Here is a 25,107-nt window from a genome sequence, read left to right as displayed (position 1 = left end):
GCAACGGCAAGGCCCTATCCAACGACGGAAGCGCGCATATCCAGTAGCCCTTGCGGGAGGGCAAAAGCGCAGCGGTTCAAAGGCTTGACGCAGAACCTGATGGGTCGGCCCAGCTTCCCGCGGGCGGCACCGTCAGGATCAGGGAGACGACCATGTCCCGGACGACCGTCATCACCTGCGCCCTCACGGGCTCGTTCGACACGCCCCGCAAGAACCCGGCGGTGCCGGTGAGCCCGAAGGCCATCGCGCAATCGGCCCTGGAGGCCGCCGCCGCGGGCGCCGCGGTGGTCCACATCCATGTCCGCGATCCCGAGACCGCCGCGCCCAGCATGGAGCTCGCCCATTACCGCGAGGTGGTCGAGCGGATCCGCGAGCGGAACGAGTCCGTGATCCTCAACCTCACCACCGGGGCCGGGGGCCGGTTCGTGCCCGGCGATCCCGACCCGTCGGTGGCGGGCCCCGGCACAACCTTCGTGTCGCCCGAGACCCGGACCCGGCACGTCGCGGCGCTGCGTCCCGAGATCTGCACCCTCGATATCGCGACGATGAATTTCGGCGAGCACCTGTTCCTCAACACCCCCGCCCACCTGCGGGCCATGGCGGCGCAGATCCGCGAGGCCGGGGTGAAGCCGGAGATCGAGGTGTTCGACCTTGGCCAGATCGAGCTGGCCCGGCACCTGATCACCGAGGGGCACCTGGCGCGGCCGCCCCTGTTCCAGATCTGCCTTGGCATCCCCTGGGGCGCCCCCGCGACCCCGGAGGCGCTGGTGGCGATGCGCGCCCGGCTGCCCGAGGATGCGATCTGGTCGGCCTTCGGCATCGGCCGGGAGGAATTCCCGATCCTGGCGGTGGCCGCCGGCATGGGTGGCAATGTCCGGGTCGGGCTGGAGGACAACCTGTACCTGGCCCGGGGCGTGCTCGCGCCCAGCAACGCCGCCCTGGTCGAGAAGGCCGTCAGCCTGCTGGCCCATCTCGACCGCGAGCCGGCCACGCCCGACGAGGCGCGCGCGATCTTCGGGCTGGCGCCGCGCGGGTGAGGGGAGGCCCTGACGGATCGCCCGCATCTTCTCATCCGCCCGTATCGGCCTCGGGAGCGGCCGGATAAGCTGTATTGGGACGCCATGCGAGCGACGAACAACGTCGCCGCGTACAAAAAACAGGGAGTGAGACATGACGGTCCGCCACCGTGTCGCGGCACTGACGGGGCTTCTCTGCGCGCTCGGGGCGGGGACGGCCCTGGCGGCCGACCTCGTGCCGGTGAAGATCGGCGTGCTGAACGACCGCTCCGGCGTCTATTTCGACTCCACCGGCGAGGGCGCGGTGGTCGCCGCCCGCATGGCGGTCGAGGATTTCAAGCCGGAGTCGCACGGGCTGAAGGTCGAGGTGGTCGCCGCCGACCACCAGAACAAGCCCGATGTCGGCGCCTCGATTACCCGGCAATGGTACGACCGCGACGGCGTCGACGCGGTGTTCGACGTGCCGACCTCCTCGGTGGCGCTCGCGGTGGCGCAGATCACCAAGGAGAAGAACAAGGCGTTCGTGAATTCCGGCGGCGGCACCGCAGACCTGACCGGCCCGGCCTGCACGCCCAACACCGTGCACTGGACCTACGACACCGCGGCGCTCGCCAACGGCACCGGCAAGGCGATGCTCAAGCGCGGCGGCAAGACCTGGTACTTCATCACCGCCGACTACGCCTTCGGCCTCGCCTTGGAGCGCGACACCAAGGCGGTCGTCGAGAAGAACGGCGGCACGGTCGTTGGCGGCGTGCGCACCCCCTTCCCGAACCCGGATTTCTCCTCGTTCCTCCTCCAGGCGCAGGCCTCCGGCGCGCAGGTGATCGGCCTCGCCGATGCCGGCCTCGACGCGGCCAACGCGATCAAGCAGGCGCACGAATTCGGCATCCGCCAGGGCGGCCAGAAGCTCGCGGCCCTGCTGATCGCCATCACCGACATCCATTCCCTGGGCCTCGAAGTCGCCCAGGGGCTCGAATTCACCGCCTCGTTCTACTGGGACCTCAACGACGGCACCCGGGCCTTCTCGGACAGGTTCGGTGCGCGCATGTCCGGCCGGAAGCCGACCTCGTACCAGGCCGGCGTCTACGCCAGCACGCTGCATTACCTGAAGGCCGTGGCGGCCCTGCACTCGGCCAAGGACGGCGCCGCCGTGGTCGCCAAGATGAAGGCGTTGCCCACCGACGACCCCCTGTTCGGGACGGGTACGATCCGGCCGGACGGGCGCAAGATCCACCCGATGTACCTGTTCGAGGCCAAGGCGCCCTCCGAGTCGAAGGGCGAATGGGACCTCTACAAGGTGCTGGAGACGATCCCCGCCGAGCAGGCGTTTCGGCCGATGGGCGAGGGCGGCTGCCCGATGGTGGCCGGACTTTCGGCCAAGTAGCCGCCCACGGAGCCGGTCAGGCCGCTCCGATCCCGTCCAGGGTGGCCATCGCGTCGTCGGGCAGCGTCAGCTCGGCCGCCGCGAGGTTCTCACGCAGGTGGCCGAGGGAGGACGTGCCCGGGATCAGCAGGATGTTGGGCGCCCGCCGCAGCAGCCAAGCGAGCGCCACCTGCATCGGCGTTGCCCCGAGCTCGGCGGCGACCGCCGACAGGGCGGTGGATTGCAGCGGGCTGAAGCCGCCGAGCGGGAAGAACGGCACGTAGGCGGTCCCGGAAGCGGCGAGCGCATCGATCAGGGCGTCGTCGCCCCGGTGCGCCAGGTTGTACTGGTTCTGCACGCAGACGATCTCGGTGATGCGCCGGCCCTCGGCGATCTGCTGCCGGGTGGCGTTGCTCAGCCCGATCCGCCGGATCAGGCCCCGGCGCTGCAGATCCGCCAGCACCGAGAGCGGCGCCTCGATCGATCCCTCGGCGGGGCCGTGGACGTCGAACATCAGGCGCAGGTTGACCACGTCGAGGACATCCACGCCGAGATGGCGCAGGTTGTCGTGGACGGCCTGCGTCAGCTCCTCGGCCGAGAAGGCCGGGTTCCACGAGGCGTCCGGCCCACGCATGGCGCCGACCTTGGTCACGATCACCAGATCGTCGGGATAGGGGTGGAGCGCCTCGCGGATGATCTGGTTGGTCACGTGCGGCCCGTAGAAGTCGCTGGTGTCGATGTGGTCGACGCCCGCGGCCACCGCCGCGCGCAGCACCGCGACCGCGGCCGCCCGGTCCTTGGGCGGCCCGTAAACGCCGGGGCCGGCGAGCTGCATGGCCCCGTATCCGAGCCGTTTCACCCTGCGGTCGCCGAGCGAAACGGTTCCGGTCTGCGCGATGTCGGTCATGACGAATCTCCTGTTGCCGCCCCGGGTGTAGACGGCCCGGACTGCGCGGATTAGCCGTGACGATCGGCACGGGCCGTGCGGGATTTCGAACAATGGCGATGGACCTGGCGGATCTGACGGCCTTCGTGACGGTGGCGCGGGCCGGGGGGTTTCGCGAGGGCGCACGGGCCGGGGGTGGGAGCGCGTCGAGCCTCAGCGAGGCGGTGCGCCGGCTGGAGACGCGCCTCGGCGTGCGCCTGCTGAACCGCACCACCCGCAGCGTCGCGCCGACCGAGGCCGGCGCCCGCCTGCTCGAACGGCTCGGCCCGGCCCTCGGCGAGGTCGAGGCCGCCCTCGACGTGGTGAACGGGTTCCGCGACCGCCCGGCCGGGACGCTCCGGCTCAACGTGCCGCTGAGCGCGGCGCGCCTCGTCCTCCCGGCGATCGTGCCGCCCTTCCTGGCCGCCTATCCCGAGATCCGGCTCGAACTGGTCGTCGAGGACGGCTTCGTCGACATGCTGGCGGCGGGGTGCGACGCGGGCATCCGCTACGACGAGCGGCTGGAGCAGGACATGATCGCCGTGCCGATCGGCCCGCGGCGGCAGCGTTTCGCCACCGCGGCCGCGCCGTCCTATCTCGACCGGCGCGGGCGCCCGGACCACCCGCGCGACCTCCTGGACCATGAATGCCTGCTGGGTCGGTTCCCGAGCGGCAGCCTGACGGCGCCGTGGGAGTTCGAGCGCGAAGGCGAGATCGTCCGCGTGGATCCGTCCGGCCCGCTGATCGTGCGCGTCGGCGCCAGCGACCTCACGATCGCGGCGGCGGTCGCGGGGACCGGGATCATCCATCTCTTCGAAGACTGGCTGCGCCCGCAGATCGAGAGCGGTGCCCTGGAGCCCGTGCTCGAACCCTGGTGGCAGGTCTTTTCGGGCCCGTTCCTCTACTTCCCCGGCCGCCGGCACCTGCCGGCGCCGCTGCGGGCCTTCGTGGATTTCATCGCCGCGCGGACGCCCGGCCTCATTCCGGCAGCGCGAACACCGTGAGCTGGCCGCCGGGCGCCGTGTATTGCGACAGGGCCGCGTAGCCGCCGACCGCGCCCGAGCCGTCGGCCGGGTCGGTCAGCCCGGCGGCCAGCCCGATGCCGGCCCAGCCGCCGATCCCGGAGAGCACCGCCACGTATTGCCGGCCGTCATGCTGATAGGTGGTGACGTTGCCGACGATGCCGGACGGGGTCTTGAAGCGATAGAGCTCGTGCCCGTCCCGGGCGTCGACCGCCTTCAGGTAACCTTCGAGCGTGCCGTAGAAGACCACGTTGCCGGCGGTGGCGAGCGCCCCGGACCAGACCGAGAACGGTTCCGGGATCGTCCAGGCGATCTGTCCCCTGGCCCCGTCCCAGGCGATGAAGGCGCCGGTCCGGTCGGAGCCCTCGGGCGGGTGCAGGGTCAGGGTCGCGCCGACATAGGGCTGGCCCGGCGTGTAGCTCACCCGGAACGCCTCGTAATCCATGCACATGTGGTTGGTCGGCACGTAGAACAGGCGCGTCACCGGCGAGTAGGCGGCCGGCTGCTGGTTCTTGGCGCCGAGCGCCCCGGGGCAGATGTTCTTGGTAACCTCTTCCTCGTCGGCCTCGCCCGGCGCGTAGCGCTTGTCCACCACCGGCCTGCCGTAGCCCGGAGAGGCGCGGTCCAGGTCGATCCGGCGCGCCCAGTTCACGCTGGGATCGAATTTTTCGGCCACCAGCACCTCGCCCGTGGCACGGTCGAGGGTGTAGCCGAAGCCGTTGCGGTCGAAATGGGTCAGCACCCGGCGCGGGCGCCCGTCGATCACCTGCTCGGTCAGGATCATCTCGTTGACGCCGTCATAATCCCACTGGTCGTGGGGGGTCATCTGGTAGACCCAGCGCGCCATCCCGGTATCGGGATCGCGGGCGATGATCGCCATCGTCCAGCGGTTGTCCCCCGGGCGCTGGGCCGGGTTCCAGGTCGCCGGGTTGCCGGTGCCGTAATAGACGAGGTTCAGATCCGGGTCGTAGGAGAACCAGCCCCAGCTGCAGCCGCCGCCGATCCGCCACTGGTCGCCTTCCCAGCTCTTGAGCGAGGAATCTCGGCCGATCGGGCGCCCGAGCTCGGTGGTTTTCTCCGGATCGACCAGCATGTCGGCATCCGGCCCGGTGGCGTAGGCGCGCCAGAGACGCTGGCCGCTCGCCTGGTCGTAGGCCGTGACGTGGCAGCGGGCGCCGTACTCGCCCCCGGCAATGCCGACGATGAGCTTGCCGTGCACCGGCAGGACCGTGGCGGTGTTGGTCTCGCCCTTGGCCGGGTCGCCGTTCCGCACGGACCACAGGACCCGGCCGGTCTCGGGATCCAGGGCGACCACGGTGGTATCGGCCAGCTGCAGGAACAGCCGACCGTCGGCGTAGGCCAGCCCGCGGGAGACCGTGTCACAGCACATGACCGCGATCACGCCCGCATCCTGGCGCGGGGCGTAGCGCCAGAGGATCTTGCCGTCCTGGTCGAGGTCGAGGGCGTAGACCAGGTTCGGGAACGGGGTGTGCACGAACATCCGATTGCCGACGACGATCGGGGCGCCCTCGTGGCCGCGCAGCACGCCGGTGGAGAAGGTCCAGGCGACCTTGAGGCGCGAGACGTTGCCGGCGTCGATCTGGGCCAGCTCGGAATAGCGGGTGTTGGCGTAATCCAGGGTCTGGAGGACGGGCGGCTCTTGCGCGGAGGCCACGCCGAGGAGGCCGGCGAGCGTCAGGGCCGCCAGGATCAAGACGCGCATGCTCGGACTCCACCTGCCGCCGCCCGGCGCGGCGGCGCCGGCCTCATACACGACCGTCTGCACCGACCGTCCGGATCGCCACCGCGGCCAAGCGTCCGCGCCCGGCCTCACATCCGCTCTTTGACGATCTCCTCGGCCTGCGGATCCGGCTCGTGGCCGGCCTCGCGCAGCAGCGGCACCACCGTCGCCGCGTCCCGGGCGACGATGTAGCTGAGGTCCAGCCCCTCGCGGATGAAGCCATGGCCGCGCATGTGCTCGAACAGGGCGAGCAGCGGCGCCCAGAAATCGGCCACCGAGACCAGCACCACCGGCTTGCGGTGCCGCCCGAGCTGCGCCCAGGTCAGCTGCTCGACCAGCTCCTCCAGGGTGCCGATGCCCCCCGGCAGGGTCACGAAGGCGTCCGAGCGCTCGAACATCAGGCGCTTGCGGGTGTGCATGTCGGGCACCACCACGGTCTCCTGCACGTCGTCGAGCATGTGCTCGCGCGCCTGGAGGAAATCCGGGATGATGCCGGTGACGTGGCCGCCGGCCGCCAGAGCGGCGCGCGCCACCGTGCCCATCAGGCCGACATCGCCCCCGCCATAGACGAGGCCCATCCCGGCCTGCGCGATCGCCGTGCCGAGGGTCTCGGCGGCGTCGCGGAAGGCCGGGTCCCCGCCGAAGCCGGAGCCGCAATAGACGCAGACTGTCCTCACCGGAGCCATCCGGCGCCCTCCATCACGCAACCGTTGCGAGCCGTCGAGAAAGCCCCCCGCGCCCGGCGCTCCACGCGCCAAACTGCTGAATTCGCGTGGGATTCACCCGCCGGAGCGGCGGGACGGCTTGGTGTCGCGACCATGTACGGTATTATGGGCGGTGCAGTCGACGGTTTTTGAGTGGGCAGGCTGCCCATTCGCCGGGCGGCCGGCAGAGCAGGGAGGCCCTCGTGGCGATGTCGAGACAGGTGCGGCGCAGTCTCGCCCTGGCGCTCGCCGGCCTCCTCGGCGGCCTCGGCCTCGTGCTGGCCCTGTTCGGCGGCGAATCCCTGCGGCGGATGATCGACCGGCACGAGCCCGAGCCCCCCGCGGCCACGGCGCCCGCGCCGCAGGGCGGCCTGCGCAGCCTGACGGATCCCGGGGCGACGGCGCAATCCGAGGCGCCGCCGATCGATTTTCGCGACGACAAGACCGGACAGGCCAAGACCGATGCGGCCAAGCCCGGCGACGGCCGATCCGCCATACGGGATCCGGCGGCGGGCGAGGTGCGCGCGGCCGATCGTGTGCCCGACGGCAAGACGGCCGAGCCCGATCCCACCGCGGTGCCGCGCTTCGACATCGTCCGGGTCGAGCCGAACGGCGAGGTGGTGGTGGCCGGGCGCGGGGCGCCCGATGCCGAGATCGAGATGCTGGTCGACGGCAAGGCGGTGGCCCGGGCCAAGGCCGACGCGAACGGCCAGTTCGCCCTGGTTCCGCCGGCGCTGCCGGCGGGCTCCAGCGCCCTGCGGCTGCGCATGACCACCAAGGACGGCCGGGCCGCGGATTCGCGCCAGAGCGTGGTGGTGGACGTGGCGCCCAACCGCGACCGGCAGCCCCTGGTGGCGCTGACCGCCCCGGACGCCGCGACGGTGGTGCTGTCGCAGCCGGGCGCGCCCGAGGCGGCGACGGGAACGGGCAGCCCGGCGGCGAAAGCCCCGGGGGCGCCCGCCACGGCCGGAAAGGCGCCGGCCACGCAGATCGCCAGCGTGGACGTGCAGGAGAACGGCCGGCTGTTCGTGACCGCGACCGGGATTCCGGGGGCGAAGCTCCGGCTCTACCTTAACGACACGCTGATCGCCCCGGGCAGCGTCGGGCCGGACGGCCGGGCGAGCTTCACGATCGGGCGCGGCGTGAAGCCCGGCCAGTACCAGGTGCGGATCGACCAGATCGACCCGCGCACCGGCAAGGTCGCCACCCGCGCCGAGGTGCCGCTCGCGGTGCCCGAGCCGACCCGCGTCGCTACCGGCGAGGGCGCCGGGCAGGAACGGCCGCGCGGCCCGTCAAGCCTGCAAGGCGCCGGAAGCGGGCAGGGGGCGCCCCGTCCCCAGGACGGGCCCACCCCGGCGACGATGCCCTCCGCCCTCAGCGGGAATCCCACCGAGACGAGCGGCCCGACCCGGGCCGGCGCCGTGTTCGTGCCCGAGATCACCACCGCCAAGATCACCCGGGGCGACAATCTCTGGCGGATCAGCCAGCGCACCTACGGCCGGGGCGAGCGCTACACCGTGATCTACGACGCCAACCAGAACCAGATCCGCGACCCGGACCGGATCTATCCGGGCCAGATCTTCATCCTGCCGACCGACAAGCGGGGCTGACGCCCTCACTCGACGATCTGGTCGTCCTCCGCGAGGGCCAGGCGGCGCAGCATCCGGAGCGCCCCGGACAGCTCCTCTTGGGACGGCGTCGACAGGGCGAGGCGGACCGCGTTCGGCGCGTGGCCGGGATTCACCGCGAAGGCCGTGGCCGGCAACAGGGCGATGCCCCGGCGCAAAGCCGCCGCCGCGAAGGCCTCGGCCCGCCAGGTCTCGGGCAATTCGAGCCAGAGATGGTAGGCCCGGGGATCGCCGACCACCGTCAGGTCCGCCAGGATCTCCCGGGCGAGGGCCTGGCGGGACGCCGCGTCCCGGCGCTTGGCCTGCGCCAGCGTCGCGGCCGAGCCGCCCGCCATCCAGTGCAGGCCGGCGGCAAGCGACAGGCCGAGGGCGGTCCAGGCGCCCTGGCGCACGGAGGCCGCGAGCCGGTCGGTGAGGTGCGGCGGGCCGGCGATCAGCCCGATCGTGAGGGCCGGCATCACCCGCTTCGACAGGCTGTCGATCAGGATCGTCCGGTCCGGCGCCAGGCTGGCCAGAGGCTGCGTGTCCGCGAGGAAGCTGTAGACCGCATCCTCGATCGCCGTGAGCCCGGTCGTCTCGAGCACGCGGGCGATCTCGGCGCGGCGGCCGGGGCTCATGGTCGTGCCGAGCGGGTTCTGCAGGGTCGGCTGGAGATAGACGCCGCCCAGCGGCGTCCCCCGGTGCGCCTGGAGGATCGCGTCGGGGCACACGCCCTCCGCGTCCATGGCCAGCGGCACCAGGGTGATCCCGAGCCGGGACGCGATGCCCCGGACCGACGGATAGGTCAGCGGCTCGCAGCCGATCCGCCCCCCCGGCGGCGCCAGGGCCGCGAGCGCGGCGGCGAGCGCCTGCCGGCCGTTGCCGGTGAACAGGATGTCGGCCGGCTGGGGCGCGTAGCCGTCCCCGGAGAGGAACCCGGCCGCGGCTTCGCGGGCCCGGGGCGTGCCGTCCGGGCCATACTGGTTGAAGCTGATCTCGGAGGCCCCGCGCGCCAGGGCGGCCAGGGTCTCGGCCAGCACGGCGTCCTGTTCCGGCAGCCGGGAATGGGTCCGTTGCAGGTCGAGAGCCGCCGGGGGCGGATCCGGCTGGAGCATCACGGCCCGGCCGGGCTCGGAACGCACGAAGGTGCCGCGGCCGACCTCGCCGGTCACGAGCCCGCGCCGACCCAGCTCCGCGTAGACCCGGCTCGCCGTCGAGACCGCGATCCCTCGGGCATAAGCGAAATCCCGCTGGGGCGGCAGCCGGTCGCCGGGGCGTAGCGCGCCCGCGGCGATCTCGGCGGCGACGGCGTCGGCGACATCCCGGTAATCCGAGCTTCGCATCATTGCTCCGAGTGCAATGTTTCGATTGATCCGAGATCTCTATCGGTTCAATTCTGGCGCCGCAATCCCGGCCGGATCGCTTCCCGTCACCGGATCCTCCGCCATGTCGATCATCGCCTTCCCATCCGCCGCGTCCGCCCGGTCCGAGAACCGGCCCGTGCGGCGATCCCTGCTGCGTCTCTGGCTGCAGCGCATCCGGGCCCGGCGGTCGCTCGCCGCCCTGAATCCGGACCAGCTGCGGGATGCCGGGATCGAACCCTGGCGGCTGCGCCACGAGATCCGGAAGCCGTTCTGGAGAGGATGACCGGCCCTGCGGCCGCTGCGGGTGCCTCGACCGTCCCACGGACCTATATGCGGGGAGACGATCGTTCCTCCCGCACAGAATTCCGCATGACCGACGATACCGCGCCTCCGGCCGGGCCTACGCCCCCGGCTGAGCGCCCCGGGCTGATCGCCACCTACCGGCGCCTGTGGCCGCATCTCTGGCCGCACGGCCGGCCGGACCTGCAGCGCAGGGTGTTCCTGGCCTTCGGGCTGCTGCTCGCGGCCAAGCTCGTCACCATGGTGACGCCGTTCACCTTCAAGTGGGTCACCGACGCGCTGGTCGCCGCAGTCGGCGGCAAGGATGCCCCGTTGCCGACGGGGCTGTTCGCGGCCCCGATGCTGCTGCTCGTGCTCTACGGCCTGTCGCGGATCGCCATGTCGGCGCTCACCCAGGTGCGCGACGGGCTGTTCGCCAAGGTGGCGATGCACGCGGTGCGCCGCCTGGCGCTCAAGACCTTCGAGCACATGCACCGCCTGTCCCTGCGCTTCCACCTCGAGCGCAAGACCGGCGGCCTCACCCGGGTGCTCGAGCGCGGCCGCGCCGGCATCGAGGAATTGTCGCGCCTGATGGTGCTGACCCTGGTGCCGACCATCGTCGAGTTCGTGCTGGTGCTCGGCGTGCTCGCCTACGAGTTCGACTGGCGCTACGCGCTGGTCGCGTTCCTCACGGTCGCGGCCTATCTCGCCTTCACCTACAAGGCGACCGAGTGGCGGATCGCCATCCGCCGCCGGATGAACGCCTCGGACACCGACGCCAACACCAAGGCGGTCGACTCGCTGCTCAATTACGAGACCGTCAAATATTTCGGCGCGGAGGCCCGCGAGGCCGCCCGCTACGACGTGTCGATGGCGAAGTACGAGAAGGCCTCGACCCAGACCTACGTGTCGCTCGCCGTGCTCAATGCCGGCCAGGCGGTGATCTTCACCATCGGGATGACGATCGTGATGTGGCTCGCCGCCCGGGACATCCTGGCCGGGCGCACGACGATCGGCGGCTTCGTGCTGGCCAACACCCTGCTGGTTCAGCTGTCCATGCCGCTGAACTTCATGGGCATGATCTACCGCGAGATCAAACAGGCGCTGATCGACATCGACGACATGTTCCGCATCCTCGGGCAGACCCCGGAGATCGCCGACAGGCCCGGGGCCGCGCCGCTCAAGGTCGCGGGCGGCACGGTGCGGTTCGAGGACGTGCGCTTCGCCTATACCCCGGAGCGGCCGATCCTGCGCGGCGTCTCGTTCGAGATCCAGGCCGGGCAGACCGTGGCGGTGGTCGGCCCCTCGGGCGCCGGCAAGTCGACCCTGTCGCGGCTGCTGTTCCGGTTCTACGAGCCGCAGGGCGGCCGGATCAGCATCGACGGCCAGGACATCGCCGCGGTGACCCAGGAATCGCTGCGCGCCGCGATCGGCATGGTCCCGCAGGACACGGTGCTGTTCAACGACACGATCGGCTACAACATCCGCTACGGCCGGGCCGACGCCACCGATGCGGAGCTGCGCGAGGCGGCCCAGCTCGCCCAGATCGACCGCTTCGTCTCCGGCCTGCCGGAGGGCTACGACACGCCGGTGGGCGAGCGCGGCCTGAAGCTGTCGGGCGGCGAGAAGCAGCGGGTCGCCATCGCGCGGACCATCCTCAAGGCGCCGCCGATCCTGGTGCTCGACGAGGCGACTTCGGCGCTCGATTCCTTCACCGAGGCCGAGATCCAGTCGGCGCTTGACCGGGTCAGCCGCGGCCGCACCACCCTGGTGATCGCCCACCGGCTGTCCACGGTGGTCAATGCCGACGCGATCCTGGTGCTCGACCACGGCCGCATCGCCGAGCGCGGCACCCATGCCGAGCTGCTGGAGGCCGGCGGCATCTACGCGGCGCTCTGGGACCGTCAGCGCGAGGCCGACGCGGCGCTGGAAGTGCTCCAGCGCGCCGATGCCCCGGTCCTGCCGATCCGGGTCGGGCGCGGGACGGTGCCGGCGACGGAACCGGCGGAGTAGAACACAGGGAGGCGGATTACTTCTCGGGCTGTATTCGTTATACTGCGCTGAACGGCCCATCACGAAGGCCGCGCTGCGAGACGGCTCACGCCGTCCGGTCGGGGGAGACATCCATGTTGAAGGGCCTGATCACGGCCGGCGCAATGCTGGTCGCCCTCGGCGGGACGGTGCGGGCCGAGGACGTCGTCCGGCTCGGCAACCTGAAATTCGCCCATTACGGCGCCATCTCCTACATGAAGGAGATCGCCCCGAAATTCGGCCTGAAGATCGACGAGCGCCAGTTCGCCAAGGGCGCCGACATCTATCCGGCAATGGCCGTCGACCAAATCGACATCGCGGCCTCGGGGGGCGACGGCGCCGTGGCCGCGCGCGGCAACGGCGTGAAGCTGCTGGTGGTCGCGGGCTTCGCCGATGGCGGCGTGCGCATCCTCAAGCGGCCGGACCTCCCCGCCAAGAGCGCGGCCGAGCTGAAGGGCCTCAAGGTCGCCACGGTCCGCGGCGGCACCCAGGACCTGATGCTGCTGGCCGAGCTCGACAAGCACGGCCTCACCTGGTCCGAGCGTCCCGGCAAGGACGTGCAGCTGACCTACTTCAACAATTACGCCGACCTGAACCAGGCGCTCGGGCAGAAATACGTCGACGTGATCTGCCAGTCGGAGCCGCAATCCACCCAGGCGATCAGCGCCGGCTGGGGCGTCGAGCTGGTCAAGCCCTACGACACCCCGATCGGCAAGCCGGTGCGGCCGCTGGTAATGACCGAGAAGATGTACAACGAGCGGCCGGACGTGGCCGCCAAGGTGCTGCGCCTGTTCGTGGCCGCCACCAAGGCGTTCATCGACGACCCGGCGCTCGCCGAGAAATACGTCCGCGAGCAGGTGTTCAAGGGCCAGCTCACGAGCCAGGATTTTCGCGACGGCATGGCCAACGCGAGCTACACCTACGCCATGCCCGCCGGCCACATGCAGGTGACCACCGACTACATGGTCAAGTACGGGCTGGGTAAGATGCAGAACCCGCCCAAGAGCGATGCCGAGTGGGTCAAGCTCGACCTGCTCGAGAAGGCCAAGGCCGACCTGAAGGTCGAGTGATCCGATGGCCCTGCGCGACCTTCGCGGCGTCCTCATCCCGATCGCGCTGCTGATCCTGTGGGAGCTGGCGAGCCGCACCGGCCTCGTCTCGGCCGTGGTGCTGCCGCCGCCGAGCGCGGTGGCGGTGAAGTGGTGGTCCGGGCTGCTGCCGGCCCTGCCATACGATCCCGGCCAGGAGAGCTACCTGTCCTGGCTGTTCTCCGGCGAGATGCCGCATGACGCGGTCTCCAGCCTGTCCCGCGTGGTCTCCGGCTTCCTGATCGGCGCCGGGCTCGCGGTGCCGATCGGCCTGGTGCTCGGCACCAATGACGGGCTCTACGGCCTGTTCAACCCGCTGCTTCAGGTCCTGCGCCCGATCCCGCCGATCGCCTACATCCCGCTCGCCATCGTGTGGTTCGGGCTCGGCAACCCGCCGGCCCTGTTCCTGATCGCGCTGGGCACCTTCTTCCCGGTCCTGGTCAACACCATCGCGGGGGTGCGGCAGGTCGATTCGATCTACATCCGCGCCGCCCGCAATCTCGGTGCCGGCTCCTGGACGATGTTCCGCCGGGTGATCCTGCCGGCCGCGAGCCCGTTCGTGCTCGCCGGCATGCGGATCGGCATCGGCACCGCCTTCATCGTGGTGATCGTCGCCGAGATGATCGCGGTCTCGGACGGGCTCGGCTACCGGATCCTCGAGGCCCGGGAATATATGTGGTCGGACAAGATCATCGGCGGCATGCTGACGATCGGAATCCTCGGCCTGATCATCGACGGGGCGATGAGCCGCCTCAACGATCACCTGCTGCGCTGGCATCGCGGCCTGGAGCGGTAACCCGGACGATGTCGGCAGAGATCGTGGTCGCGAACGCCGTCAAGGTGTTCGGCAGCGGCGCCTCGGGCGTCGCCGCCCTTCAGGACATCTCGGCGACGGTGCCGGAGGGCCAGTTCCTGTGCCTGCTCGGGCCCTCGGGCTGCGGCAAGTCCACCCTGCTCAACGCGATGGCGGGCTTCAGCCCGCTGACCTCGGGCACGATCACGGTAGGCGGCAAGCCGGTGGTCGATCCCGGCCCGGACCGGGGCATGGTGTTCCAGGAATACGCCCTGTTCCCGTGGATGAGCGTCGAGGACAACGTCCGCTTCGGCCTCGACATCAAGGGCGTGCCCCGCGCCCAGGCCAACGAGACGGTCGACCGGATCACCGCGACGCTCGGCCTGTCGGATTTCCGCAAACGCTACCCGAAGGATCTCTCGGGCGGGATGCGCCAGCGCGTGGCCATCGCCCGCATCCTCGCCCTCGACCCGCCGGTGATGCTGATGGACGAGCCGTTCGGGGCGCTCGACGCCCTGACGCGCCGCACGCTGCAGGACGAGCTGCTCCGGATCTGGGCCGATTACCGCAAGACGATCGTGTTCGTGACCCACTCGATCGAGGAGGCGATCTACCTCGCCGACCGCATCCTGGTGATGACCTACCGGCCCGGGCGCATCAAGCGCGACGTCACCGTGCCGATCCCCCGGCCCCGCGACCCGGCGAGCGCCGATTTCAACGCGATCAAGCGCGAGCTGGGCCAGCTCGTGATGGAGGAGCAGGCCCGCTTCACCGACGCGGAGCTGCACGCGCCGGCGGTGGATTGACGGGCGTTTCGGAGCGCGGCCGCTTCGCTCACCCGCCGGACCGGACCTTCACCCCGAGCAGGCCCTCGAACGGCAGCACCATCGCGCCCTTGTCCCGGTCGCCGTGGCCCTGGCGCAGGGCGGTCTGGTAGGTCGCGGTGGCCGCCGCCGTGACCGGCATCGGGAAGCCGTGCTCGGCCGCGATCGCCGCGGCGGCGACGAGATCCTTGTAGGCCGCGCCCATCGGATAGCCCTCGTCGAAGCGGCCCTGGAGGATGCGCGGCACGAAGTACTGCGACGCGTAGCTCCGGCTCGTCCCCGTGGTGACCACCTGCGCGACCTGGTCCGGATCGAGCCCCATCGCCACCGCCATCGGCAGCACCTCGGCGAGCGCCGCGATGTTGATGTCGTAGAGCACGTTGTTGATCGTCTTGGTGAGCTGGCCGGAGCCCACCGGCCCCATATGCAGGACGCTGGTGCCGATCCGCTCCAGCAGCGGCCGGACCGCCGCGACGGTCTCCGCGTCGCCGCCGCACATCACCGTGAGCGTCCCGGCCTCGGCGCCGGCCGGCGCCCCGGAGACCGGGGCATCGACGAAACGCCGCCCGGTCGCCGCCAGGGCGCACCCGATGGCGAGCGCCTTGGCGTGTGCGATGGTGCTGAGATCCACCACGATCGCCCCCGGCGCCAGCCGTTCGGCCAGGCGATCCCCGCCGAACAGGGCCGCCTCGACCACGTCGCCGTTCGGCAGGCACAGGAGCAGCACCTCGGCGCCGTCGAGGGCGGCGGGATCCGCCGTCGCGACGAGGCCCGGCCCCTCGAGCCCGGCAAGGCGCGCCGGGTCGGCATCCATCGCCACGAGGGTCTCGGAGGCGGCGCGCTTGGCCGCGAGGTTGCGGGCGATGGGAAGTCCCATCGCGCCGAGGCCGAGGATGGCGAGCTTCTGCACCGGACGCGTTCCCCCTTCGGCCCTGGACCAGGCCAGCGGCGCTCTTTGGGACAGCCCCGCTCCCCCCGCGCCGTCATGGCGAGCGCGGTGAAGCACCCCAGAGCGGCGCGCGATTCCCGTAGGGAACGTGTCCCTGGATTGCTTCGCTACGCTCGCAAGGACGGAAGGCCGCAGCCATCCCTTCGAGAGGACCTGTATCGGACGTATCAAGGGGCGCCGCAATCTTGGATGGCGTGTCCCACTCACGGCGGGTGGGGACGATGCAGCATGTCCGATGCGACAAAGACGGACATCCGGTTTTCAGGTCCGCAAGGCGCACCGAACGCAACGCCGACAAATAACCACGGCGAGAAGACTTTCAGCCGGGGATCGACAGGCTTTTGTCACACTTGGTTCGCCGGTGATGACCGGGCCGCCGTTGAGGCGGAAGGCGATTATCGCTAGCGTGCCGGCACATTGGGAGGATGCACGGCAACCGTGCACGGGATGGATATGGCACAAGCAACCCACGCGACGACCGCGCCCGGCGCCCCCCGCGAGCCCTGGTACAAGGTCCTCTATATCCAGGTCCTGATCGCCATCGTGCTCGGTGTGCTGCTCGGCTGGTACGACCCAGCAACCGGCAAGGCGATGAAGTGGCTCGGCGATGCCTTCATCGGCCTGATCAAGATGATGATCGCGCCGATCATCTTCTGCACCATCGTGCACGGCATCGCGTCGGTCGGCGACCTCAAGAAGGTCGGGCGCGTCGGCGTGAAGGCGCTGGTCTATTTCGAGGTGGTCTCCACGCTGGCGCTGCTAATCGGCGTGCTGGTCGGCGAGGTGATCAAGCCCGGCGCCGGCTTCAACGCCGACCCGTCGAAGCTCGACGCCAGCAAGGTCGCGACCTACGCCAACAAGGCGGCGGCCGATTCCACCGTCGCCCACATCCTGGCGATCATCCCGAAGAGCTTCTTCGATCCCTTCGCCACCGGCGACCTGCTGCAGGTGCTGCTGATCTCGATCCTCACCGGCGTCGTCGTGACGAGCCTGGGCGAGCGCGCCGCCGCGGTGAACAGCGCGATCGACACCGCCGGGCAGATCTTCTTCAAGATCATCGGCATCGTGGTGAAGCTCGCCCCCGTCGGCGCCTTCGGGGCGATGGCGTTCACGATCGGCGAGTACGGCATCCAGAAGGTCTACGACCTCGCCTGGCTGGTCGGCACCTTCTACGTCACCGCGATCCTGTTCGTGCTGGTGGTGCTCGGGAGCATCGCCAAGGTCGCGGGCTTCTCGATCCTGCGCTTCCTCGCCTACATCAAGGACGAGCTGCTGATCGTGGTCGGCACGTCGTCCTCCGAGACGGTGCTGCCGCAGCTGATGACCAAGATGCGCCGGCTCGGCGCCTCGGATTCGGTGGTCGGCCTCGTGGTCCCGACCGGATACTCGTTCAACCTCGACGGCACCAACATCTACATGACCCTGGCCACGCTGTTCCTGGCCCAGGCCGTGGGGGCGGACCTGACCTTCGCGCAATACGCGACGATCATCCTGGTGGCGATGCTGACCTCGAAGGGCGCCTCGGGCGTCACCGGCGCCGGCTTCATCACCCTGGCGGCCACGCTCTCGGCGATCCCGAACAGCCCGGTCCCGGTCGCGGCCATGACCCTGGTGCTCGGCATCGACAAGTTCATGTCCGAGTGCCGCGCGCTCACCAACCTCGTCGGCAACGGCGTCGCCTGCGTGGTGGTCAGCCGCTGGGAGGGCGAGCTCGACATGGTCAAGCTCAACGAGGTCATGGCCCATCCGGTGGCAATCGGCACCGACATCGCCGACCACGCGCCGCAGCCGATGGGGACCGACAGCAAAGTCACCAAGGTCGCCGCGGCGGAGTGATGCCTGCGCCCACCGGGCGGGCGCGCCTGGGCATCGATCTCGGCGGCACCAAGATCGCCGGGATCGTGCTGGATTCACGGGGCGCGACCCTGGCCGAGGCCCGGATGCCGGCGCCGCGCGGCGCCTATCGCGACACCATCGAGGCCCTGGCCACCCTGGTGACCCGCCTGGAATCCGAGGCCGGCGCGCCGTGCAGCGTCGGCATCGGCATGCCGGGCAGCCTGTCGCCCGCCACGGGCCTCGTGCGCAACGCCAATTCTCACTGGCTCAACGGCCACCCCTTCGGGATCGACCTCGCGCAGCGGCTCGACCGGCCGGTGCGGATCGAGAACGACGCCAATTGCCTGGCGGTCTCGGAAGCGGTCGACGGCGCCGGCGCCGGCGCGCGCGTCGTCTGGGCGGTGATCCTGGGCACCGGCGTCGGATCCGGCATCGCCATCGACGGCCGCGTGCTGACCGGCCGCAATGCGATCGCGGGAGAATGGGGCCACGGCCCCCTGGCCGCGCCCCGGGCCGACGAGCAGCCCGGGCCCGCGTGCTATTGCGGCCGCCGGGGCTGCGTCGAGACCTGGCTGTCCGGCCCGGGCCTGGCGGCCGACCACGCCAGGCGGCACGGCGGCGCCCTCACCGCCGAGGCCATCGTGGCGGCCGCGCGTGACGGCGACGCGCAGGCGCGCGACACGCTCGCGACCCATCTCGACCGCCTCGGCCGCGCAGCCGCCCAGGTCGTCAACCTGCTCGATCCGGACGTGATCGTGATCGGCGGCGGCCTGTCGCGGATCCCCGAGCTGATCGCCGGCCTGCCCGCAGCGATCGCCCCCCATGTCTTCTCCGACGCCTTCGACACGCCGGTTCGCGCGAGCCTGCACGGCGATGCCTCGGGCGTGCGCGGGGCAGCCTGGCTCTGGGACGCGGACTGAGCGTCCGACCGGCGCAGCGACCGACGACGCGGCCCCGATCGCGCGCGAGCCGAACAGTTTCGCGCTGCGCGGGCACAAGCCCCAACACCACGACCGTAAGCAGGCATCGGCACTCCGGTCTCACGCGGGATGCGCAGGGATGCGGGTCCACTGGCAGCGGCGCCGGATTTGCGGCTTGCCTCCAATTCATACCAAGCATAAGGTTGCCACGCCGAAGATAAACGACTCAATTTTACTTGAAGTAGATAGTAATATTTGATCACTTATCGGCGGATCGAGACTATAAATACCAAAAAACAGATAAGATATTCGTCTTAGAATTGGACGTATACAGGGAAGAAATCCGAGACGGGACTCGAATCAGCCTTCGACGTCTTGGATACCCGTGATGCGCGTCCTCCTGGTTTCGTCTGCGTTCAACAGCATGACGCAGCGATTTTTCGTTGAATTGTCCGATGCCGGATACGAGGTCGCGGTCGAGATCTACGGCGGCGACGAGCAGCGCCTCGAAGATGCGTTCGCCGCGTTCCGCCCGGACCTGACGATCGCCCCGTTCCTGACCCGCGCGATCCCCGAGCGGATCTGGCGCGAGCATCTGACGCTGATCGTGCATCCGGGCATCGAGGGCGATCGCGGCGCCTCCGCCCTCGATTGGGCGATCCAGGAGAAATGGGCCCAGTGGGGCGTGACCCTGCTGCAGGCGGAAGCCGAGATGGATGCCGGCCCGATCTGGGCGACGCGCAACTTCCCGCTGCGCCAGGCGCCCAAGAGCAGCGTCTATCGGCGTGAGGCGATCGACGCCGCAATCTCCTGCCTGTGGGAGGCCCTCGCCAATTTTCAGACGCCGGGCTTCCGGCCCCGGCCGCTCGACTACGCCGCCCCGACCGCCCTCGGGCGCCTGCGGCCGTCGATGAAGCAGGCGGATCGCCGGATCGACTGGAGCCGGTGCGAGACGGCCGACATCCTCGCCCGGATCCACGCGGCCGACGGCGTGCCCGGCGTGCTCGACGAGGTCTACGGCCTGCCGGTCTACCTCCATGCCGCCTGCGCGGAGCCCGAACTGCGCGGCGTCCCGGGCGCGGTGATCGCCCGGTCGGAGAGCGGCGCGATCTGCCGCGCGACGGTCGACGGCGCGATCTGGATCGGCCGCCTGAAGCCGAAGCTGGAGGGCGGCGGTGGGATCAAGCGCAGCGCCCTGGACACGCTGGGCGACCGGATCCCGGCCGACCTGCCCGTCGCCGTCCCGGCGGGCCTCGCGCATCCCAATCCGGTCGAGGAGGTGAGATTGGAGCGCAGGGGCGACATCGTCCACCTCCACTTCGACTTCCACAACGGCGCGATGAGCACGGTGCAGTGCCGTCGGCTCCAGGCGGCGTTCCGCCAGGCCGCGGAGAGCTCCGCCAAGGTCATCGTGCTGGAGGGCGGTGACGACCTGTTCTCGAACGGCATCCATCTCAACGAGATCGAGGCCAGCGCCGACCCGGCGGCGGAATCCTGGGCCAACATCGTCGCCATGGACGATCTGGTGCGCGAGATCATCACCGCGACCGACACGGTCGTCGTCGCCGCGCTCGGCCGCAATGCCGGCGCCGGCGGCGCGATCCTGCCGCTGGCCGCCGACTTCGTGCTGGTCCGGCAGAGCGTGGTGCTCAACCCGCATTACCGCAACATGGGCTGGCTCTACGGCTCGGAATACTGGACCTACCTGCTGCCCCGCCGGGTCGGCTGGGAGCGCGCCGTCCAGTTGACCGAGGCGTGCCTGCCGATCAGCGGCCGGCGGGCCGCCGAGATCGGGCTGGCCGACGAGGCCATCTCGGGCGATGCCGATCAGTTCGCCCGGGCGGTCCAGGCCTTCGCCGCCGCGCAGGCGGAGCGGCATGCCGCGCTCACCGACCGCAAGCGCCTGCAGCGCCAGGAGGACGAGGACCGCCGGCCGCTCGATGCCTATCGCCGGCACGAGCTGACGCAGATGTACCGGAACTTCCACCAGCCGGACGCGCCCTATCACCGCGCCCGCAGCGCCTTCGTGCACAAGCGTCCGGCCTGCTGGTCGCCGCTCTCGGTCCGCATGCTGACGGAGCTGAAGCGGCTCGAGACCAGCGCCACGCCGGAGGTCATCCGGAACGCTGCGGCTTAGGAGTCCTCAGCCCGGCAGAGCGCATTGGAAGACGGATGGGGCGGGGTTCTTCTCGCCCCTCGCGAGACAATCGCCCGCGCACCGTGATTCCGGGGTCGCGGAATCCGGAATCCGCAACCGCAGCGGCATCAGGGTCCTGCACTCTCGGCGGCTCTGGGTTGCCCCCTCCGGATTCGACCTCGCCTGCAGTTCCTTGGAGTCACGCCGTGGCTTCTCCGGCGGCTATCGCATCGCAAACTTGGTAAGCGGTCATAAGAACCGCAATCCGACACCGATAAGCTGTCGCCGCTGGCGAACGGGCTGCCGTCGCACGGGCTCCGGCACATGACGCGGCACCCGCACGGTCACGTGTCCGGGCCGGCCCTTGTCGGGGCGCGAGGGGCAGGGCAGGGAGGGCCCGTCCCAGACCCGATGACCCGATGATCGTCCGCACCCGGCCCAACCTGTTCACCCTGCTGTTCACTATGCAGGGCTCGATCCTGCCGCGCGTGGCCTGGAAGCTCGTCGGCATCGTCGCAGTCGCCTGCCTGGTGGTCTGGGCGGAGGCGCGCTGGCCGGCCGTCTTCCCGGTGACCGCGGGGGTCGCGCCGTTCACGCTGGTCGGCCTCGCCCTGTCGATCTTCCTGAGCTTCCGCAACAATGCCTGCTACGAGCGCTGGTGGGAGGCCCGGAAGGTCTGGGGCAGCCTGATCGGCGAGGTGCGCAACCTCGCCCGCCTCCTGCCGGCGCTTCTGCCGCCCGCCGAGGCGGCGCCGCAGTTGCGCAGGCTGTCGGCCTTCGCGCACGGCCTGCACGCGCGCCTGCGCGGCCTCGACGAGGCGCTGGCGGTGGATGGGAAGGCCCCCGGATCAGACCTTTGCGGTCCCAATCCCACCGACTCGGTCCTGGCCGCCCTGACCCGCGATCTCGCCGGGCTGATGCGCAGCGGGCGCCTCACCGATATCCAGTTCGGCCTCATCGAGGCGCGGATCGAGGCGCTGTCCGGCGTTCACACCGCCTGCGAGCGGATCGCCAACACGCCGCTGCCCTTCGCCTACACGCTGCTCGTCTACCGCACCGCCTGGCTCTACTGCCTGCTCCTGCCGGTGGGACTCACGGGCTCGCTCGGCTGGGCGACGCCCGTGGTCGTGGCGCTGGTCGGCTACACCTTCTTCGGCCTCGATGCCCTGGGCGACGAGCTGGAGGAGCCGTTCGGCACCGAGCCGAACGACCTGCCCCTCGACGCGATGGTCCGCGCCGTCGACCGCATCGTCCAACACGCCCTCGGCGAGCCGATGCCGGCGCCGCTGGCGCCGGACGGGTACTGGCTGCGGTAGGGCAGGGGTCAGCCGTTCCAGCCGCGCAGGACCGGCTCGCTCCGGTCATGCTCGTAGCCCAGCACGCTGACGCTCGCGGTGCCGAGCACCAGCACCGCGCCGCCCTCCGGCGGCAGGCCGATCCAGCGGGCGGCGAGCACGCGCAGGACATGCGCGCTGGAGAACAGGATCAGGTCCGCGTCCAGGGGGCGGATCCGGGCGATGACCCGGTCCGCCCGGGCGCCGACATCGGCAGCATCCTCGCCGCCGGGGCAGCCGTCCCGGAACAGCCGCCAGCCCGGGCGCTCGGTGAGGATGTCCTTGGTGGTCCGCCCTTCGTAGGCGCCGTAATCCCATTCGGCCAGGTCCGGCTCGATCACGCGACCCGCGCCGAAGCCGGCAAGGGCACAGGTGGTGACCGCCCGACTCGACGGGCTCGACCAGACCGCCGCGTAACTTTTCTTCGCGAGTCGCGGCGCCAGGGTGCGGGCCGCGTCCTCGCCGGCCGGCGTCAACGGGATGTCGCTGCGCCCGGTATGCTGGCCGGACCGGCTCCAGGCCGTCTCGCCGTGGCGGACCAGGGTGATCTGCGGGAGCTGGGTCTCGGACATGCACGCCTCCGGCTGCTTGTCGTCAACGCATCCGGGCCGATCCGGCACCGCGCGGCCCAATCACCGCGTCGCACGCCCAACATCGCGCTTGCGCCGCTATGAAAACGGACATAAACATATCTTTATGTCTAACGCTGAGAGTCGCACGGCGGGATCGATCCCCTTTCCGGAAGCCCTGGGCGTTCTGCGCGCGGCGGCCGAGGAGACGCGCCTGCGCATCCTGGCGCTGCTGACGGAAGGCGAGCTGTCGGTCTCCGACCTCACCGACATTCTCGGCCAGTCGCAGCCGCGCATCTCGCGCCACCTCAAGCTGCTGGTCGAGGCGGGCCTCGTCGAGCGCCATCGCGAAGGCGCCTGGGCGTTCTTCCGGCTGTCCGAGGCGCGGGCCGGCCTGGCCGACCCGCTCCTGTCCGGGCTCGACCGGACCACGCCGCCGCTCTCGGAGGATCGCGCCCGGCTCGATGCGGTGCGTACCCAGAGGGCCGAGGCGGCCCAGACCTTCTTCGCCCGGCTGGCGCCGAAATGGGACGAGCTGCGCTCTCTGCACGTCCCCGAGGCCACCGTCGAGGCGGCGGTGCTCGACGCGCTCGGCGAGCGCCCGCTCGGCAGCCTGATCGATCTGGGCACCGGCACGGGCAGGATGCTCGGCCTGCTCGCGCCGCGGGCCGCCCGCGCCACCGGGCTCGATTCGAGCCACGCCATGCTGTCGGTCGCCCGGGCCAACCTGGAGCGTCAGGGCCTGTCGCGGGTCGACCTGCGCCAGGGCGACATCCACGCGCCGCCCTTCGCCCGGGCGAGCTTCGATCTGGTGGTGGTGCATCAGGTGCTCCACTATCTGGACGATCCGGCGCGCGCCTTGCGGGGCGCCGCGCGCCTCGTCGCACCCGGGGGCCGGCTCCTGGTGGTTGATTTCGCCCCGCACGATCTCGAATTCCTGCGCACCAGCCAGGCCCACCGCCGCCTCGGCTTCTCCGCGGACCAGGTTTCCCACTGGCTGGCCGAGGCCGGGCTCGCCACGGTCGCGACCCGCGATCTGGTGCCCCGGGAGGCCGGGCAGCTCACCGTCACGCTCTGGCTCGCCCAGGACATGGGCGTCGGCCGCGAGGCGGAACCGCTTCAGCGCGCGGTCGCCTGACCTGCGGGCCGGACGACCTCCACGCAACCCTGTTCACCCATATCGTCTGAACCGATCGACATAGAGGACGAGACCCGATGCGCCGTTCCACCCACCGCGCCAGCCGCGACGGCTACCACCCGATCCGCGTCTCGATCGAGTTCTTCCCGCCGAAGACCGACGAGATGGAGAAGATCCTGTGGTCCTCGATCGAGCGGCTGGCCCCGCTCCAGCCGAAATTCGTCTCCGTGACCTACGGGGCCGGCGGCTCGACCCGGGAGCGCACCCACAACACCGTCGCCCGGATGATCCGCGAGACCACCCTCAAGCCGGCCGCGCACCTCACCTGCGTGGATGCCAGCCGTGAGGAGATCGACGCGGTGGTGCAGGCCTATTGGGATGTCGGCGTGCGCCACATCGTGGCCCTGCGCGGCGACCCGGCCGACGGCGTCGGCCACGCCTACAAGCCGCATCCGGAGGGCTACGCCACGACCGCGGAGCTCGTCGAGGGGATCAAGCGCATCGGCGACTTCAAGGTCTCGGTCTCGGCCTATCCCGAGAAGCACCCGGAGGCCGCCACCCTGGAGGCGGACATCGATGCGCTGAAGGCCAAGGTCGATGCCGGCGCCGACCAGGCGATCACCCAGTTCTTCTTCGAGAACGAGGTCTACCTGCGCTACCTCGAGAAGGTGCGGGCCGCCGGGATCACGATCCCGATCATCCCGGGCATCCTCACGGTGCAGAACTTCAAGCAGGCGGCGAACTTCGCCCGCCGCACCGGCGCCTCGGTGCCCTACTGGCTGGCGGCCCGGTTCGAAGGCCTCGACAACGACGTGGAGACCCGCCGGCTCGTCGCCGCCGCCGTGGCGGCCGAGCAGGTGCTCGACCTGGTGGACGAGGGCGTGCAGGACTTCCACTTCTACTCGATGAACCGCTCCGACCTCGTCTACGCGATCTGCCACCTGCTGGGCCTGCGCGCGCAGGCGCCGAAGCTGGCAGCGGAAAAGGCGGCGGCCTAGATTCAGCTGCGCCCACACGGCGCAGCAGGGGGCAGGACGATGGCCGAACCGCAGGATATGATTCTTCCGATTCTTCGGGAGATGCGGACCGAGTTGCAGACGGGCTGCTCCGATGTTTGCCGGCAATTCGTTGCGGTCGATGCGCGCTTCGACAGGTTGGAGCGCCAGTGCGACGATCTCCGTAAAGCCATGACGGGCGAATCGATGCTCGGTCGCTGCGCGGCCGCGGGGGTCGGGAAGCGTCTCGACGCGATCGAGAGGCGGCTCGTCATCCTGGAAAAGACGGACTGACGCGGACCATTCCCGGGCCGGTCCGAACCTGAAACGCCAACCCGCGCCCTCATCCTGAGGTGCCCGCGCCAGCGGGCCTCGAAGGAGGGCTCCAGGGATCGACACGACATCTGGGGGCCTCCTCCGAGGCCCCCGCTTCGCTACGGCACCTCGGCTGAGGTGGTCTGTTGGGACCGAT

General features: G+C 70.5%; 22 protein-coding genes. 16 read left to right on the top strand and 6 right to left on the bottom strand.

The features are described from left to right. The first annotated feature begins 152 nt into the window (after positions 1-152). Both WYO_RS07615 and WYO_RS07610 read left to right on the top strand, forming a co-directional pair. On the top strand, positions 153-1,037 hold the full coding sequence (locus tag WYO_RS07615) for a 3-keto-5-aminohexanoate cleavage protein (RefSeq protein ID WP_007560860.1): 885 nt from the start codon (positions 153-155) through the stop codon (positions 1,035-1,037). Between the two features lie 133 nt (positions 1,038-1,170). After that, entirely contained in the window at positions 1,171-2,400 is a 1,230-nt protein-coding gene (locus tag WYO_RS07610) for an ABC transporter substrate-binding protein (RefSeq protein ID WP_007560858.1), read from the top strand. A gap of 16 nt (positions 2,401-2,416) precedes the next feature. Here the strand turns inward: WYO_RS07610 and WYO_RS07605 are convergent, their stop codons facing one another. Further along, positions 2,417-3,286, bottom strand: a complete 870-nt coding sequence (locus WYO_RS07605; protein ID WP_007560856.1) for an aldo/keto reductase family oxidoreductase — start codon at positions 3,284-3,286, stop codon at positions 2,417-2,419. Positions 3,287-3,378: 92 nt separating this feature from the next. Here WYO_RS07605 and WYO_RS07600 point away from each other — a divergent pair, with 92 nt between their 5' ends. Further along, entirely contained in the window at positions 3,379-4,308 is a 930-nt protein-coding gene (locus WYO_RS07600) for a LysR family transcriptional regulator (protein WP_007560855.1), read from the top strand. On the opposite strand, the gene WYO_RS07595 is transcribed toward WYO_RS07600, so the two are convergent. Together WYO_RS07595 and WYO_RS07590 are read right to left on the bottom strand one after the other, a co-directional pair. Further along, positions 4,283-6,049 (bottom strand): methanol/ethanol family PQQ-dependent dehydrogenase, encoded by a 1,767-nt coding sequence (locus WYO_RS07595; protein ID WP_007560853.1) that lies wholly within the window; start codon positions 6,047-6,049, stop codon positions 4,283-4,285. The two genes, WYO_RS07600 and WYO_RS07595, sit on opposite strands and share 26 nt — an antisense overlap. Positions 6,050-6,156: 107 nt before the next feature. Next, positions 6,157-6,753 carry a TIGR00730 family Rossman fold protein gene (locus WYO_RS07590; RefSeq protein WP_007560851.1) on the bottom strand — a complete coding sequence of 199 codons (597 nt, stop codon included), beginning with the start codon at positions 6,751-6,753 and terminating at the stop codon, positions 6,157-6,159. Positions 6,754-6,980: 227 nt separating this feature from the next. Between WYO_RS07590 and WYO_RS07585 the strand changes: the two genes are divergently transcribed. Further along, the gene (locus WYO_RS07585) at positions 6,981-8,381 is read left to right on the top strand and encodes a LysM peptidoglycan-binding domain-containing protein (RefSeq protein WP_007560849.1); all 1,401 of its coding nucleotides are present in this window, start codon (positions 6,981-6,983) and stop codon (positions 8,379-8,381) included. A 5-nt stretch (positions 8,382-8,386) separates the two neighbouring features. Here WYO_RS07585 and WYO_RS07580 read toward each other — a convergent pair whose 3' ends face one another. Next, positions 8,387-9,721 (bottom strand): PLP-dependent aminotransferase family protein, encoded by a 1,335-nt coding sequence (locus WYO_RS07580; RefSeq protein ID WP_007560848.1) that lies wholly within the window; start codon positions 9,719-9,721, stop codon positions 8,387-8,389. Positions 9,722-9,824: 103 nt separating this feature from the next. Between WYO_RS07580 and WYO_RS07575 the strand changes: the two genes are divergently transcribed. The 5 genes from WYO_RS07575 to WYO_RS07555 all read left to right on the top strand — a co-directional run bounded on the left by WYO_RS07575 (position 9,825) and on the right by WYO_RS07555 (position 14,739). Then, the gene (locus tag WYO_RS07575) at positions 9,825-10,025 is read left to right on the top strand and encodes a DUF1127 domain-containing protein (protein ID WP_007560846.1); all 201 of its coding nucleotides are present in this window, start codon (positions 9,825-9,827) and stop codon (positions 10,023-10,025) included. An 86-nt stretch (positions 10,026-10,111) separates the two neighbouring features. Beyond that, positions 10,112-12,034 (top strand): ABC transporter ATP-binding protein/permease, encoded by a 1,923-nt coding sequence (locus WYO_RS07570; protein ID WP_039902480.1) that lies wholly within the window; start codon positions 10,112-10,114, stop codon positions 12,032-12,034. A 113-nt stretch (positions 12,035-12,147) separates the two neighbouring features. Next, positions 12,148-13,122, top strand: coding sequence for an ABC transporter substrate-binding protein (locus tag WYO_RS07565; RefSeq protein WP_007560844.1), 975 nt, complete (start codon positions 12,148-12,150; stop codon positions 13,120-13,122). A gap of 4 nt (positions 13,123-13,126) precedes the next feature. Further along, positions 13,127-13,936, top strand: coding sequence for an ABC transporter permease (locus WYO_RS07560; protein ID WP_007560842.1), 810 nt, complete (start codon positions 13,127-13,129; stop codon positions 13,934-13,936). An 8-nt stretch (positions 13,937-13,944) separates the two neighbouring features. Continuing rightward, a complete protein-coding gene (locus WYO_RS07555) occupies positions 13,945-14,739 on the top strand; it encodes an ABC transporter ATP-binding protein (protein ID WP_007560840.1) in 795 nt (264 codons plus the stop codon). 28 nt (positions 14,740-14,767) lie between these two features. Here WYO_RS07555 and WYO_RS07550 read toward each other — a convergent pair whose 3' ends face one another. Next, entirely contained in the window at positions 14,768-15,667 is a 900-nt protein-coding gene (locus tag WYO_RS07550) for an NAD(P)-dependent oxidoreductase (RefSeq protein WP_007560839.1), read from the bottom strand. A gap of 492 nt (positions 15,668-16,159) precedes the next feature. Between WYO_RS07550 and WYO_RS07545 the strand changes: the two genes are divergently transcribed. The 4 genes from WYO_RS07545 to WYO_RS07530 all read left to right on the top strand — a co-directional run bounded on the left by WYO_RS07545 (position 16,160) and on the right by WYO_RS07530 (position 21,915). Continuing rightward, positions 16,160-17,542 (top strand): dicarboxylate/amino acid:cation symporter, encoded by a 1,383-nt coding sequence (locus WYO_RS07545; protein ID WP_007560838.1) that lies wholly within the window; start codon positions 16,160-16,162, stop codon positions 17,540-17,542. After that, positions 17,542-18,462, top strand: coding sequence for an ROK family protein (locus tag WYO_RS07540; protein WP_007560837.1), 921 nt, complete (start codon positions 17,542-17,544; stop codon positions 18,460-18,462). The genes WYO_RS07545 and WYO_RS07540 overlap by 1 nt, the downstream gene beginning before the upstream one ends. A gap of 424 nt (positions 18,463-18,886) precedes the next feature. Continuing rightward, positions 18,887-20,599, top strand: coding sequence for an enoyl-CoA hydratase-related protein (locus tag WYO_RS07535; protein ID WP_202948048.1), 1,713 nt, complete (start codon positions 18,887-18,889; stop codon positions 20,597-20,599). 419 nt (positions 20,600-21,018) lie between these two features. Further along, the gene (locus WYO_RS07530) at positions 21,019-21,915 is read left to right on the top strand and encodes a bestrophin family protein (protein ID WP_007560833.1); all 897 of its coding nucleotides are present in this window, start codon (positions 21,019-21,021) and stop codon (positions 21,913-21,915) included. A gap of 8 nt (positions 21,916-21,923) precedes the next feature. On the opposite strand, the gene WYO_RS07525 is transcribed toward WYO_RS07530, so the two are convergent. Continuing rightward, positions 21,924-22,505 carry a histidine phosphatase family protein gene (locus tag WYO_RS07525; RefSeq protein ID WP_007560832.1) on the bottom strand — a complete coding sequence of 194 codons (582 nt, stop codon included), beginning with the start codon at positions 22,503-22,505 and terminating at the stop codon, positions 21,924-21,926. 124 nt (positions 22,506-22,629) lie between these two features. On the opposite strand from WYO_RS07525, the gene WYO_RS07520 reads away from it, so the two are divergent. From WYO_RS07520 to WYO_RS07510, 3 genes are all read left to right on the top strand, one after another. Continuing rightward, on the top strand, positions 22,630-23,640 hold the full coding sequence (locus tag WYO_RS07520; protein WP_007560831.1) for a metalloregulator ArsR/SmtB family transcription factor: 1,011 nt from the start codon (positions 22,630-22,632) through the stop codon (positions 23,638-23,640). A 77-nt stretch (positions 23,641-23,717) separates the two neighbouring features. After that, entirely contained in the window at positions 23,718-24,638 is a 921-nt protein-coding gene (gene metF / locus WYO_RS07515) for a methylenetetrahydrofolate reductase [NAD(P)H] (protein WP_007560829.1), read from the top strand. Between the two features lie 39 nt (positions 24,639-24,677). Continuing rightward, a complete protein-coding gene (locus tag WYO_RS07510; protein WP_007560827.1) occupies positions 24,678-24,929 on the top strand; it encodes a hypothetical protein in 252 nt (83 codons plus the stop codon). Positions 24,930-25,107: the final 178 nt, after the last annotated feature.

It is taken from the genome of Methylobacterium sp. GXF4, from assembly GCF_000272495.1.
In the GTDB taxonomy this organism is placed as follows: domain Bacteria; phylum Pseudomonadota; class Alphaproteobacteria; order Rhizobiales; family Beijerinckiaceae; genus Methylobacterium; species Methylobacterium brachiatum.
This window is presented reverse-complemented; position numbering and strand designations above follow the sequence as displayed.

What these genes read in the sequence shown, in the direction of transcription:
- WYO_RS07530 (WP_007560833.1), top strand. Translation starts at nt 21,019, where the DNA reads ATGATCGTCCGCACCCGGCCCAACCTGTTCACCCTGCTGTTCACTATG.
- WYO_RS07585 (WP_007560849.1), top strand. Translation starts at nt 6,981, where the DNA reads ATGTCGAGACAGGTGCGGCGCAGTCTCGCCCTGGCGCTCGCCGGCCTC.
- metF (WP_007560829.1), top strand. Translation starts at nt 23,718, where the DNA reads ATGCGCCGTTCCACCCACCGCGCCAGCCGCGACGGCTACCACCCGATC.
- WYO_RS07520 (WP_007560831.1), top strand. Translation starts at nt 22,630, where the DNA reads ATGTCTAACGCTGAGAGTCGCACGGCGGGATCGATCCCCTTTCCGGAA.
- WYO_RS07605 (WP_007560856.1), bottom strand. Translation starts at nt 3,286, where the DNA reads ATGACCGACATCGCGCAGACCGGAACCGTTTCGCTCGGCGACCGCAGG.
- WYO_RS07540 (WP_007560837.1), top strand. Translation starts at nt 17,542, where the DNA reads ATGCCTGCGCCCACCGGGCGGGCGCGCCTGGGCATCGATCTCGGCGGC.
- WYO_RS07615 (WP_007560860.1), top strand. Translation starts at nt 153, where the DNA reads ATGTCCCGGACGACCGTCATCACCTGCGCCCTCACGGGCTCGTTCGAC.
- WYO_RS07575 (WP_007560846.1), top strand. Translation starts at nt 9,825, where the DNA reads ATGTCGATCATCGCCTTCCCATCCGCCGCGTCCGCCCGGTCCGAGAAC.
- WYO_RS07580 (WP_007560848.1), bottom strand. Translation starts at nt 9,721, where the DNA reads ATGCGAAGCTCGGATTACCGGGATGTCGCCGACGCCGTCGCCGCCGAG.
- WYO_RS07545 (WP_007560838.1), top strand. Translation starts at nt 16,160, where the DNA reads ATGGCACAAGCAACCCACGCGACGACCGCGCCCGGCGCCCCCCGCGAG.
- WYO_RS07525 (WP_007560832.1), bottom strand. Translation starts at nt 22,505, where the DNA reads ATGTCCGAGACCCAGCTCCCGCAGATCACCCTGGTCCGCCACGGCGAG.
- WYO_RS07535 (WP_202948048.1), top strand. Translation starts at nt 18,887, where the DNA reads ATGACGCAGCGATTTTTCGTTGAATTGTCCGATGCCGGATACGAGGTC.
- WYO_RS07590 (WP_007560851.1), bottom strand. Translation starts at nt 6,753, where the DNA reads ATGGCTCCGGTGAGGACAGTCTGCGTCTATTGCGGCTCCGGCTTCGGC.
- WYO_RS07565 (WP_007560844.1), top strand. Translation starts at nt 12,148, where the DNA reads ATGTTGAAGGGCCTGATCACGGCCGGCGCAATGCTGGTCGCCCTCGGC.
- WYO_RS07510 (WP_007560827.1), top strand. Translation starts at nt 24,678, where the DNA reads ATGGCCGAACCGCAGGATATGATTCTTCCGATTCTTCGGGAGATGCGG.
- WYO_RS07570 (WP_039902480.1), top strand. Translation starts at nt 10,112, where the DNA reads ATGACCGACGATACCGCGCCTCCGGCCGGGCCTACGCCCCCGGCTGAG.
- WYO_RS07560 (WP_007560842.1), top strand. Translation starts at nt 13,127, where the DNA reads ATGGCCCTGCGCGACCTTCGCGGCGTCCTCATCCCGATCGCGCTGCTG.
- WYO_RS07610 (WP_007560858.1), top strand. Translation starts at nt 1,171, where the DNA reads ATGACGGTCCGCCACCGTGTCGCGGCACTGACGGGGCTTCTCTGCGCG.
- WYO_RS07595 (WP_007560853.1), bottom strand. Translation starts at nt 6,049, where the DNA reads ATGCGCGTCTTGATCCTGGCGGCCCTGACGCTCGCCGGCCTCCTCGGC.
- WYO_RS07600 (WP_007560855.1), top strand. Translation starts at nt 3,379, where the DNA reads ATGGCGATGGACCTGGCGGATCTGACGGCCTTCGTGACGGTGGCGCGG.
- WYO_RS07555 (WP_007560840.1), top strand. Translation starts at nt 13,945, where the DNA reads ATGTCGGCAGAGATCGTGGTCGCGAACGCCGTCAAGGTGTTCGGCAGC.